Origin of the sequence: Solemya elarraichensis gill symbiont, assembly GCF_002021095.1 — a bacterium.
In the GTDB taxonomy this organism is placed as follows: Bacteria; Pseudomonadota; Gammaproteobacteria; order Chromatiales; family Chromatiaceae.
In genome coordinates this window covers 1-11,781 of sequence record NZ_MPRK01000074.1, presented here as the reverse complement: position 1 = coordinate 11,781, position 11,781 = coordinate 1, and the positions used below count along the sequence as shown (strand labels likewise).

13 protein-coding genes and 1 pseudogene are annotated in these 11,781 nt (G+C 54.4%); 10 read left to right on the top strand and 4 right to left on the bottom strand.

Annotation, left to right across the window (positions count from 1 at the left end):
• The 3 genes and pseudogenes from gatB to gatC all read right to left on the bottom strand — a co-directional run.
• A pseudogene (gene gatB / locus BOW51_RS05340) lies at positions 1-240 on the bottom strand (Asp-tRNA(Asn)/Glu-tRNA(Gln) amidotransferase subunit GatB); the annotation flags it as partial.
• A 12-nt stretch (positions 241-252) separates the two neighbouring features.
• Positions 253-1,704: an Asp-tRNA(Asn)/Glu-tRNA(Gln) amidotransferase subunit GatA gene (gene gatA, locus BOW51_RS05335; protein ID WP_078476791.1), complete on the bottom strand. Its 1,452-nt coding sequence runs from the start codon at positions 1,702-1,704 to the stop codon at positions 253-255.
• A 59-nt stretch (positions 1,705-1,763) separates the two neighbouring features.
• A complete protein-coding gene (gatC, locus tag BOW51_RS05330; protein WP_078476790.1) occupies positions 1,764-2,051 on the bottom strand; it encodes an Asp-tRNA(Asn)/Glu-tRNA(Gln) amidotransferase subunit GatC in 288 nt (95 codons plus the stop codon).
• A gap of 402 nt (positions 2,052-2,453) precedes the next feature.
• Here gatC and BOW51_RS05325 point away from each other — a divergent pair, with 402 nt between their 5' ends.
• Entirely contained in the window at positions 2,454-3,500 is a 1,047-nt protein-coding gene (locus BOW51_RS05325) for a rod shape-determining protein (RefSeq protein WP_078476789.1), read from the top strand.
• Between the two features lie 84 nt (positions 3,501-3,584).
• Here BOW51_RS05325 and BOW51_RS05320 read toward each other — a convergent pair whose 3' ends face one another.
• Complete coding sequence (locus BOW51_RS05320; protein ID WP_078476788.1) at positions 3,585-3,938, bottom strand: hypothetical protein; 354 nt, start codon at positions 3,936-3,938, stop codon at positions 3,585-3,587.
• Here BOW51_RS05320 and mreC point away from each other — a divergent pair.
• The 9 genes from mreC to lipB all read left to right on the top strand — a co-directional run.
• A complete protein-coding gene (mreC, locus tag BOW51_RS05315) occupies positions 3,919-4,425 on the top strand; it encodes a rod shape-determining protein MreC (RefSeq protein WP_306341490.1) in 507 nt (168 codons plus the stop codon). The two genes, BOW51_RS05320 and mreC, sit on opposite strands and share 20 nt — an antisense overlap.
• On the top strand, positions 4,422-4,913 hold the full coding sequence (mreD, locus tag BOW51_RS05310; protein ID WP_078476786.1) for a rod shape-determining protein MreD: 492 nt from the start codon (positions 4,422-4,424) through the stop codon (positions 4,911-4,913). The genes mreC and mreD overlap by 4 nt, the downstream gene beginning before the upstream one ends.
• A 2-nt stretch (positions 4,914-4,915) precedes the next feature.
• Positions 4,916-6,751, top strand: coding sequence for a penicillin-binding protein 2 (gene mrdA / locus BOW51_RS05305; protein ID WP_078476785.1), 1,836 nt, complete (start codon positions 4,916-4,918; stop codon positions 6,749-6,751).
• Positions 6,751-7,887 (top strand): rod shape-determining protein RodA, encoded by a 1,137-nt coding sequence (gene rodA, locus BOW51_RS05300; RefSeq protein WP_078476784.1) that lies wholly within the window; start codon positions 6,751-6,753, stop codon positions 7,885-7,887. Before mrdA ends, rodA begins: the two co-directional genes overlap by 1 nt.
• A gap of 4 nt (positions 7,888-7,891) precedes the next feature.
• Positions 7,892-8,863, top strand: a complete 972-nt coding sequence (gene mltB / locus BOW51_RS05295; RefSeq protein ID WP_078476783.1) for a lytic murein transglycosylase B — start codon at positions 7,892-7,894, stop codon at positions 8,861-8,863.
• A 28-nt stretch (positions 8,864-8,891) separates the two neighbouring features.
• Positions 8,892-10,022 (top strand): D-alanyl-D-alanine carboxypeptidase family protein, encoded by a 1,131-nt coding sequence (locus BOW51_RS05290; RefSeq protein WP_078476782.1) that lies wholly within the window; start codon positions 8,892-8,894, stop codon positions 10,020-10,022.
• 39 nt (positions 10,023-10,061) lie between these two features.
• Positions 10,062-10,931 (top strand): D-amino acid aminotransferase, encoded by an 870-nt coding sequence (locus BOW51_RS05285; RefSeq protein ID WP_078476781.1) that lies wholly within the window; start codon positions 10,062-10,064, stop codon positions 10,929-10,931.
• On the top strand, positions 10,922-11,197 hold the full coding sequence (locus BOW51_RS05280; RefSeq protein ID WP_245828526.1) for a YbeD family protein: 276 nt from the start codon (positions 10,922-10,924) through the stop codon (positions 11,195-11,197). The genes BOW51_RS05285 and BOW51_RS05280 overlap by 10 nt, the downstream gene beginning before the upstream one ends.
• 46 nt (positions 11,198-11,243) lie before the next feature.
• Positions 11,244-11,781 (top strand): lipoyl(octanoyl) transferase LipB (lipB, locus tag BOW51_RS05275; protein WP_135568073.1); only part of this gene is annotated, 538 nt, incomplete at its 3' end.

Below are 11,781 nucleotides of genomic sequence, written 5' to 3'. Positions count from 1 at the left end.
GTTTTTACGCGCAAACACCGAGCGGCGTCCAAGTTCAGCACCGATGGCACTTGAGAACTTGACTGCCATTTTTGCTGCCTCGCGATTGAACACAGGTAGTACACCTGGCATGCCGAGGCTGACCAGGCACGCCTGTGTATTCGGTTCTGATCCGAATGAAGTCGATGCGCCTGAAAAGATTTTTGTCTTCGTCGCCAGCTGGGCGTGGATCTCAAGACCGATGACTGTTTCCCATTGCATGGTCATGCCCTCCTATACACCGACCGGCATCTGGCGATGCCAATCGGTCTGCTGCTGGAACTGGTGCGCGACATTCAAGAGTCGCGCCTCATCGAAGTAGTTGCCGATCATCTGCAGGCCAACCGGCAAGCCATTGACCGGGGCTGCCGGAATCGACATGCCGGGCAGACCCGCCATGTTGCAGGCTACCGTGTAGACATCGGAAAGATACATGGAGACCGGATCATCAACTTTTTCACCGATTTTGAATGCGGTCGTTGGTGTTGTCGGGCCCATGATGACATCCACCTCTTTGAAAACTTTGCTGAAGTCGTCCGAGATCAGGTGGCGTAGCTTCTGCGCTTTCAGATAGTAGGCGTCGTAGTAACCGGCCGAAAGGACGTATGTACCGACCATGATGCGGCGCTTGACCTCGTTACCGAAGCCTTCTGAACGTGAACGCTCGTACAGATCCTCGAAGTTGGCCGGATCGTCACAGCGATGCCCGAAACGCACACCATCGTAACGCGAGAGGTTGGATGAGCACTCGGCATTTGCGACCACGTAATAGGTCGCCACGGCGAGGTTGGTATTCGGCAAGCTCACTTCCTTGATCTCCGCCCCCAGTGAGCGATAGACATCGATCGCCTGCTCGACTGAAGCACGCACATCTGCATCCAGGCCTGCGTCGAAATACTCTTTCGGCAAACCGATGCGAACTCCCTGCAGAGAGTTATTCAGATCAGCCGTGTAGTCCGGCACTGCTTCATTTGCAGAGGTCGAGTCACGCTCGTCGAAACCCGCCATGGTGTTGAGCAGCATCGCCGCATCCTCGGCAGAGGCTGCCATCGGACCACCCTGGTCGAGACTGGATGCGAAGGCGATCATGCCGTAACGGGAGACGCGTCCGTAGGTCGGCTTGATGCCGGTAATACCTGTAAATGCTGCAGGCTGCCGGATTGAACCACCGGTATCGGTTCCCAACGCCGCAGCACACAGCCGTGCTGCCACTGCAGCGGCAGAACCGCCTGAAGAACCACCCGGCACGCGCTCTTTGTCCCAGGGATTGTGAACGCAACCGTAATGGCTGTTCTCGTTGGAGGAGCCCATGGCGAACTCGTCCATGTTGGTTTTTCCCAGCATCACTGCACCCGCATCGGCGAGGCGCTGTACCGCAGTAGCATTGTAGGGGGCGGTAAAATTGTCCAGCATGCGCGAGGCGCAGCTAGTTTTCACACCATCGGTGCAAAAGATATCCTTGTAGGCAAGCGGAATTCCCGTCAGCGGTGTAACGTCTCCCTGTGCACGGCGCTCATCAGCCTGTTTTGCCTGTGCAAGCGCCACTTCAGGAGTGACAGTGATATAGCTGTTGATCTCACCGTCATGGCTGGCAATACGGCCAAGATAGTGCTGCGTCAGTTCGACGCTGGAAAATTCACCGGCCGCCAGTGCTGCAGCAAGTTCGGATAGTGTACGGGTATGCATATTGTTGCCTTGTCAGGATGGCTACTTGTGTTCAGGTTAAAACAGGTCGCAAAAGGAGATTATTCGATGACTCTCGGGACCAGGTAGAGCCCGTTTTCGGCTGCGGGTGCGATTTTTTGCACCTTGTCGCGCAGGTTGGTCTCGGTAACCACATCTTCTCGCATGCGCTGCGCCATGTGTAACGGGTGAGCCATCGGTTCGACACCGCTGGTATCGACCTGTTCCATCGTATCGACCAGGCCAAGAATACTTGTCAGCGCGTCGCTGAGCTCTGCGGTTTCCGTCTCATCCACGGCAAGGCGGGCGAGATGCGCTATTTTTTTGATATCACTCTGATCCAGACTCATTGGAAACTCTACAATTGATTCGGAAAACCCGGAAAACCGGGGCAAAAACGGAAAGTAATCATAACATGCACTTGGACATCTGTTCTATTCCCTGGTGGCCGAGACGGCGCTTTGGCGGAAGACGCTTCACGCAGGAAATAGATTCGAGGTTCCAAGGAACCTTTCCTGCCTTTCAGGACTCCAATAGCGCATTAACCGGCATATTAAAGATGTTTTACTTGCCGGATTGGCTGTCCATTGTTAAATTAGCATGTTCAGTTATAGATGAAAGTTGACTACCCTCCATATTTCGCCCCGCGAGTGGCCGTTATGGATGATATGCACAGAACAATAATGGGAAAACCTGTCTCCCTGATTATTGTGCCAACCCTATATTATTATTAACGTTTCGGAAAAGTTTCTATGTTTGCGCGCATCCGCGGAATGTTCTCCAATGACCTGTCCATCGATCTCGGGACAGCCAATACTCTCATTTTTGCCCGTGACAAGGGAATCGTCCTCGACGAACCCTCGGTTGTCGCGATCCGAACCGGAACCGGCCGCAACAACAACAAATCAGTTGTCGCCGTTGGTGAGGCCGCGAAGCAGATGTTGGGACGTACACCCGAAAATATCGAGGCGATTCGCCCCATGAAGGACGGTGTTATCGCTGACTTCACGGTAACCGAAAAAATGCTGCAGTACTTCATTCACAAGGTGCATGAATCAAAACTGCTGCGCCCCAGCCCACGCGTTCTGATCTGCGTTCCGGTTGGCTCAACACAGGTTGAACGCCGCGCCATCAAGGAGTCGGCTCTGGGTGCCGGTGCACGCGAGGTCTACCTGATTGATGAGCCCATGTCTGCAGCGATTGGTGCCGGTCTGCCGGTTCACGAGGCACGTGGTTCGATGGTTCTGGATATCGGTGGTGGTACCTCCGAGGTCGCGATCATTTCTCTCAACGGTATCGTCTATGCAAACTCGGTTCGCATCGGTGGTGACCGTTTTGATGATGCCATTATCAGCTATGTACGCCGCAATTACGGCACCCTGATTGGTGAGGCGACTGCCGAACGCATCAAGCATGAGATCGGCAGCGCTTATCCTGCCAACGAGGTCAAGGAAATCAGCGTCAAGGGACGCAACCTTGCTGAAGGCATACCGCGCTCTTTCACACTCAACAACAACGAGATCCTCGAAGCCCTGCATGATCCGCTCACCGGTATTGTCGGTGCAGTCAAGCAGGCACTCGAATTGACACCACCTGAACTGGGTGCCGATGTTGCCGAGCGCGGCATCGTATTGACCGGTGGTGGTGCCCTGCTACACAGTATTGACCGTCTGCTTGAAGAGGAAACCGGCCTGCCTGTCGTGGTTGCCGAGGACCCCCTCACATGTGTAGCTCGTGGTGGTGGACGTGCACTGGAACTGCTCGACGAACGCGGTGGCGATCTTTTCGGTCTTGAGTAATTAAGGACCCCCTGATCAAGTAGGGAGGAGACTCCGATCAACCTGTTTCTCCCCGAGGGCTACTCTTCAACAATAAAGCTCGTGTTAGGTGTAGCTATTGCGATTACCCTGATGATGATCGATCATCGCCGTCACGATAGCCTGCAGCCGCTCAGAGATACGGTCGCCCTTGTCAATTACCCGGCTCAGCTGGCTGCTGAAACCCCCGGGGATTTCATCAACTGGACCTCCGAATCCATCTCGAACTACAACCACCTGCTTGATGAAAACAGGCGCCTGAACAAGGAAAACCTTCTTTTGCAGGGCGGCATGCAGCGTTTCAAGGCGCTCGAGGAAGAGAACCAGCTTCTGCGCGACCAGCTCGGCGCTTCGCTGCGCGTCGGAGAGCGTGTCACCCTCGCCGAGATGACCAAGGTCGATCTGTCGCCCTATCGACAACAAATCTGGATCAACCGGGGGCCAAGCCGTTATCGACGCACACGCCATCATGGGGCAGGTCATCGAGGTCACACCCTTTCGATCAGCAATCCTTCTGATTACAGATACCCTGCACTCGATTCCGGTACAGGTACTGCGCACTGGACTGCGCACAGTTGCCAAGGGCACCGGGCGTATTAATAATCTCGAGCTTCCCTATTTGCCGAGATCGGCCGATGTTCGCGTCGGTGACCTGCTGGTCTCGTCCGGTCTCGGCGGACGCTACCCTTCCGATTACCCGGTCGCCCGCATCACCAGTGTTGGTCGCGACCCCAATGGTGCAACCACCATTGCTGCAGCGCCTCTCGCGCGTCTCGCTGTCGATGAGCAAGTTATGCTGGTCTGGAGTCTCGATGAAAAACTTCAGGCTGTTCCGGTCGATGAACCGGCTGACGAGCCAGTCGATGAGTCTGCTGACGAAGCTGTACCTGGAGAAAGCGAAGAATGAGCGTTCATGTACAGCAGCGCGGCTACTACCTGATCATACTGACATTAGTTATCGCGCTAATTATCAATTATTTGCCGCTTTCAGAACAGGCCAACCGTCTGCGCCCTGACGTACTGCTGATCGTCCTCGTCTACTGGGCAAGGGCGCTACCCCATCGCGTCGGCATGATGACCGGTCTTTTTGCCGGCCTGCTGATGGATGGTGCAACCAGCAGCCTCATGGGGCAGCATGCATTCGTTTATCTCATCAGCCTGTGGTTGATCTCCATCTATCACAAGCGCCTGCGGGTTATCTCACGCTGGAATCAGACGCTCAGCGTGATCCTGTTGCTACTGTTCGGCAAACTGGTTGAAGCAATTACGCTTGGCGTCACGCATGCAGTTATGCCTGACCTGAAATTCTGGGCCTCTCCTTTTCTCACTGTTTTCATCTGGCCCTGGCTGTTTCCCTTTTTAAGGAACTTTCGTCAGAGTTTCCGGATCTCTTAAACATGACCGGACCTGAACGCATCAACAAGAGCGGGTTGGCACTTTTCCGCTCACGCGCCATTATGGCGACCCTCTTGGTGATCGGCGCTCTGACCATCATCATCTCCCGCATGGTATGGCTGCAGGTCGACAATCATGCACACTTCGCCACGCTCTCTGCCGACAATCGCATCAAGCTGTTGCCGCTGCCGCCACCGCGCGGAAACATATACGACCGCGCCGGGAGAGTTCTTGCCAAAAATATCTCCACCGTTGATCTACTGATCGAACCGGAACAGGTTCAGGATATGCAGGCAACAATCGACCAGATCAACACTATACTCCCGCTCAGCAAGGAGGAGGTCGATCGCTTCAAGCGCCAGAAACGGCGTACCCGGCGTTTTCAGAAAATCCCCATCAAGCACAACCTGACAGATGCAGAAATGGCCCGCTTCGCTGTCGAAAGGTATCGCTTCCGGGGCGTTGAACTGGGCGTGACACAAAGACGGCACTACCCATATAGTGAACTCACTGCACACGTGATTGGCTATATTGGCCGGATCAACGAGAGGGAACTCAAAAGTATTGATCAGAACGATTATGCGGGAACCACCCATATCGGCAAAACAGGCCTGGAGAAGTACTATGAATCCTACCTGCACGGGGAGGTCGGGATTAAAAAGGTTGAGATTGATGCGGCAGGCCAGATCATTCGCACGCTGGAAGTCACTCCTCCAATACCGGGCAAGGATCTGCATCTCTACTTCGATGTCGAACTGCAACGCACCGCAACTGATGCGCTGGGCGAACACAATGGCTCCGTGGTCGCTATTGAGACAGCCACCGGCGGCGTACTGACGCTTGTCAGCAAGCCATCATTTGATCCCAACAGCTTCGTCAATGGTATTGGCTTCACCGAGTATAATGACCTGCGTGACGCCCGCTCCCGCCCGCTGTTCAATCGTGCGGTCAACGGTAGCTACCCTCCCGGTTCAACGGTCAAGCCCTTTATCGGACTTGCAGGACTTGAACAGGGAGTTGTTACAGAGAATCACCGCATCAGCTGCCACGGCAGCTACCGTATCAACGGACGTGGACGTAAATTCCGCGACTGGAAACGCGGCGGACATGGAGTCGTAAGCATCGACAAGGCGATTTACCGGTCGTGCGATGTCTATTTTTATGATCTCGCCCACAGCATGGGAATCAGGAAGTTCCACGATTATCTCGACAAGTTCCACTTTGGCCGGCGCACCGGCATCGACATGCCACGGGAGACCAACGCTATCCTGCCTTCACCAGAATGGAAAAAAGGACGTCATGGCGAGAACTGGTACCCGGGAGATACGGTCAATGTCGGTATCGGCCAGGGTTATTTCCAGGTCTCACCTTTGCAACTGGCTTATGCCACCACGATTCTTGTCAGCGATGGCCGGCGCATTGCCCCACGCCTGGTTGCCCGAATCGGCGACACGCCGACACTGGAGAAAAAGGACTCAAACAGTCCGATAGAGAAAATCGACGAACATCATTGGGAAGCCGTCATCGAGGGCATGATACATGTTGTCGAAACCGTCGGTGGTACCGCCCGCCGCATCCGCAGCGATGACTACCGAATCGGCGGAAAAACCGGAACGGCGCAGGTGTTCTCTCTGAGTGAAGATGAAGAGTATGACGAAAAAGGTCTGCGCAAGGAGTTGCTGGATCACGCGCTCTTTATCTCTTTTGCACCGGTAGAGACACCTGAGATTGCAATCTCGGTAATTGCCGAACATGGTGGCCACGGCGGCTCAACGTCTGCCCCGGTTGCCAAGGCTGTAATGGACCAGTGGTTCCTGGAAAGCGGGAGCGTCCACTGATGGAAGAGTTCGGCTACTCACCGCCACCGCAAAAAAAGAGCGGCAAGGCGTTTCTGCATCTCGATCTGCCATTGCTGACCGGCCTGCTGCTTTTATGTGCCTTCGGCCTGTTGATGCTCTACAGCGCAAGCGACAGTGACGTGGGCCTGCTGAAACGCCAGCTGTTACACCTCGGTGTCGCATTCGGCATTCTCTTCGTAGCCGCACAGATTCCTCCCTCGGTATTGAGGTTCGTCTCTCCCTGGCTCTATGTCGGGGCCCTGCTCCTGCTGGTCGGGGTGCTTGTCATGGGTGAAATTGGCAAGGGCGCCCAGCGCTGGCTGGATCTTGGCTTTATCCGCTTCCAGCCCTCCGAGATAGCCAAGCTGGCGGTACCGATGATGGTGTGCTGGTTCCTGGCCATGCGAAAGCTCCCCATCAGGCCACTGACAACCATTACCGCCCTTGCCCTGGTCTTGCTACCAGCAGCGCTGATTGTGCGCCAACCTGACCTTGGTACCGCGCTGCTGGTGGGTGCTGCCGGCCTGCTGGTGATCTACTTTGCCGGTTTCAGCTGGAAGCTGATTGTCCTGATGTCGGTCGTGCTGGGAGTTGCCGTTCTGGCCGTGGTAAACACTCCGGACCTGCTCGACCTGGTTCTGCACGAGTACCAGAAAAAACGTGTATTGACGCTCTTCAACCCGGAGAACGACCCACTTGGTGCCGGCTACCATATCATCCAGTCGAAGATTGCCATCGGCTCCGGTGGTATCTATGGCAAGGGGTGGCTCAATGGTACCCAGTCGCATCTCGAATTTTTACCGGAACAGCATACCGATTTCATTTTTGCCGTGATCTCGGAAGAGCTCGGCCTGATCGGCGTGATCACCATGCTGCTACTCTACATGTTCATCATCCTGCGCGGGCTCTATATCGCCTCGGTTGCGCAAACACCTTTCAGACGGCTGCTGGCAGGTGCACTGACACTGACTTTCTTCATCTACCTGCTGGTGAATACCGGCATGGTCAGCGGCATCCTGCCTGTCGTCGGCGTGCCCCTGCCGCTAATCAGCTACGGCGGTACATCACTGGTCACAATCATGGCGGGCTTCGGTATGATTATGTCCGTTCACTCTCATTCTGCAGCGAGATACTAAACATATGAAAACGATTGTCTTTCTTGTCTCAGCCCTCCTCGCCCTTTCTGCTTGCGCCACCTCGCAGGAAAAAGTCACGGTCACGCAGAAAGAGTTTGCACAACAGATGGCTGACCGGCACGGTTTCGACGCTGCCGCAATCACTGCCTGGCTCAACAAGGCTGAACACCGCGACTCCATTATCGAGGCGATGACCCGTCCGGCTGAAGGCAAGCCGTGGCACCTGTACCGCAAGATCTTTATTACAAACAAGCGTATCAAGGGTGGCGTTTCATTTTTCAACACCCACAGGGAACTGCTACAACGCGCCTACGACGAGCATGGTGTCGATCCTGTTGTCATCACGGCGATCATCGGCGTTGAAACAGGCTATGGCGCCAACACGGGTTCCTACCCTGTAATAGACGCATTGAAGACTCTCGGCTTCGGCTACCCGAGGCGGGCAGATTTTTTCCGTAAGCAGCTCGAAGAGTTTTTCCTGATGGCGCGTGAGGAGAATCTCGATCCCATGCAGCCAAAAGGCTCCTATGCCGGCGCCATGGGCATGCCACAATTCATCCCGTCCAGTTTCCGTAGCTATGCTATCGATTTTGACGCTGACGGAAAACGCAACCTGTGGAACAACCATGCCGATATTATCGGCAGCGTGGCCAACTACTTTGCCGTACACGGCTGGCACAAGGACCAGCCGGTTGCTCGCCTGCTTCCCGCCAAACCCGCAGGACTGCAGCCAGGAAGCCGCAGGGGGCAAAAACCGAATATCTCGCCAGAGCAGTTGAAGAGCGCCGGCATCAGCCTGGGCGATAGCGGGGAAAACTCCGGCAATACTTCAATCTTCGAGCTGCAGCAGGAAAAAGCGGCCGAATACTGGCTGGGCTTCAACAACTTCTACGTCATTACAAGGTACAATCACAGTAACCTGTATGCCATGGCTGTCTACCAGTTGTCTGAAGAGATACGCAAGGCATCCAAATAAACCTACACCCTGAACCAGCGAGAGTCGCATGCATCACTTTTCAAAAATTCTCATCGCCCTGTTTTTTCTGCTGGTCTCCAGCACTGCAATGGCTATTATTCCACCCCCGTCGGTTGCCTCGAATGGCTATCTGCTGGTTGAAATGGAGACGGGCCAGGTCCTTGCAGAGCAGAATGCCTCAAAAAAACTGGAGCCTGCCAGCCTGACAAAAATCATGACGGCACACGTCGTATTCATGGAACTGGAAGCAAAGCGCATTTCACTTTCCGATATGGTACTGATCAGTGAAAAGGCATGGCGAACCCAGGGCTCGAAAATGTTTATCGAGGTCAACAAGGAGGTCAGTGTCGAAGACCTGCTTAAAGGACTCATCATACAATCAGGCAATGATGCTGCGATTGCACTGGCCGAGCATGTTGCAGGTTCGGAGGAGGCGTTTGCCACCCTGATGAACCAGGAAGCAAAAAAACTCGGCATGAAAGACAGCCACTTCACCAATTCTTCCGGTCTTCCAGACGAGAATCACTACACAACGGCACGTGATATCGCCCTGGTGACCATGGCCAGCATTCGTGACTTCCCGGAATACTACAAGTGGTATTCGCAACGTGACTATACGTTTAACGAAATCAAGCAGGACAACAGGAACACCCTGCTGTGGCAGGATGCGACTATTGATGGAGTCAAAACGGGACACACGGAAGCGGCCGGCTTCTGCCTGGTTGCTTCTGCAATGCGTGACGGCAGACGTCTCGTTTCTGTTGTCATGGGTGCTGCGAACACTTCCGCACGTGCGACAGAATCACGCAAGCTGCTTAACTACGGATTCCGCTTTTATGTCACTAAAAAGCTCCTCAGTGGCAATAAACCGTTGCAAAAGGTCAAGGTCTGGAAAGGTGCGACAGAGACAATTGAAGTCGGTATAGCAAAAGACCTGGTGAAAACGATACCGCATGACAGCGCTGACAAGATCAAGGCCAGTCTCACGGTAGATACATCACTGGTTGCACCAATCAGCAAGGGAACGCGGCTCGGTAGTGTCAAGGTGACACTGGACGACAAAACCCTCGCAACGCTGCCGTTGATTGCGCTTACTGATGTCGAATCAGGCGGCATCTTCGTGGTTATCAAGGATTCGGTCTTGTTAATGCTCCAATAGCCCCTATTTACATGGAATAACATTGGGCAGCGGCACATCATGGCATTAGACATCTATCTCAACGGTGAGTTTTTACCAAAGGACCAGGCAACAATTTCGGTTTTTGACCGTGGTTTCCTGTTTGGTGATGGTGTGTATGAAGTCATTCCCGTCTATGCAGGCAAGTTGTTTCGTTTTGATCAGCACATTGAGCGCCTCAACAACAGTCTTGCTGCCATATTGATTAAACCGCCGCTGCTTCTCGAAGAGTGGAGAAGCATTGCCGAACAGTTAATCGCACAACTACCCGGTCGCGACCAGTCACTCTACCTGCAGGTCACACGCGGTACAGGCCACGACAGGGAACACGCGATACCGCATGATATCGAGCCCAACCTGTTGGCGATGACCCGCCTGCTGGGCACGCCGGACGAAAACATCAAGTCCCACGGCATTAGCGTGGTGACCCTCGACAATGACCGCTGGAAGCACTGCAACATCAAGGCGATCACCCTGCTTCCTAATTTGCTAGCCAAGCACAGGGCAAAACAGGAGCATGCAGATGAAGCCATCCTGGTCCGTGACGGCAAGGCGCATGAGGGTGCCGCCAGCAACCTGTTTATCGTAAAAGACGGGCTTCTTATCACGCCGCCAAAGAGCGACATGCTGCTGCCGGGAATCACCCGTGACCTGGTTCTTGAACTCGCACGCCATAGCGGCAGTGCCTACTGTGAAGCGGATATCCATGTTGATGACCTCGAAGAGGCAAACGAAATCTGGATTACCAGTTCAAGCAAGGAGATCGCACCGGTGGTTTCACTCAATGGCAATCCGGTAGGTGATGGACAGCCCGGTCCGCTTTGGAAAAATTTTGACGCCCTGTTTGATGCATGCAAGGAGCGCCTGAGAATCGATGGTGAATGCAGATGAATCAAGAAACCAATGAAATCATGCAGTACCCCTGCGAAATTGCCATCAAGGCAATGGGTAAACACGAGCCCGGCTTTGAAGAGGTCGTGGTCGAGATCGTGGCCCGCCACGTGGGAGAACTGGACAACGGCTGCGTCAGCTGCCGGCCCAGCAAGGGGGACAACTTCCTCGCCGTGACAATACGCGTGCAGGCTGAAAGCCGTGAACAGATGGACCGTATCTATCACGAACTGACAGCCCACGAACGCGTCTCACTCGCGCTGTGACGTGAGCCGGCAAAATCCACCGCTGAGACTGCGCCCGCTCGGGATCATGAGCTACCACTCTGCGTGGCAGGCGATGCAGGATTTTGTCACACATCGTCAGCAGGACGACCTCTCCGAAATCTGGCTAGTGGAACATCCGGCGGTTTTCACGCAGGGACAGGCCGGAAAGGCAGAGCATGTGCTGAATCCCGGCGATATCCCTGTGGTGCAGAGTGACCGCGGCGGACAGGTTACCTACCACGGGCCCGGCCAGGCCGTTATCTATATTCTGATTAATCTCAAGGAAGCCGATATCGGCATCAGAACACTGGTGCAGACGATCGAGGAAGCCGTTATTCGCCTACTGGCAAAACATGGAGTCAGCGGAGAGCGTCGCGAAGGCGCCCCCGGCATCTATGTAGATGATGCCAAGATTGCCTCAATCGGCCTGCGTGTAAAAAAATTCAACACCTACCATGGCGTCAGCATCAATACCGACATGAATCTGGAGCCATTCAGTCGCATCAATCCATGCGGCTACGAGGGACTCGCAGTCACAGACCACAAGAGACAGGGCTCAAATGCATCTGTTGCATCGGTACACA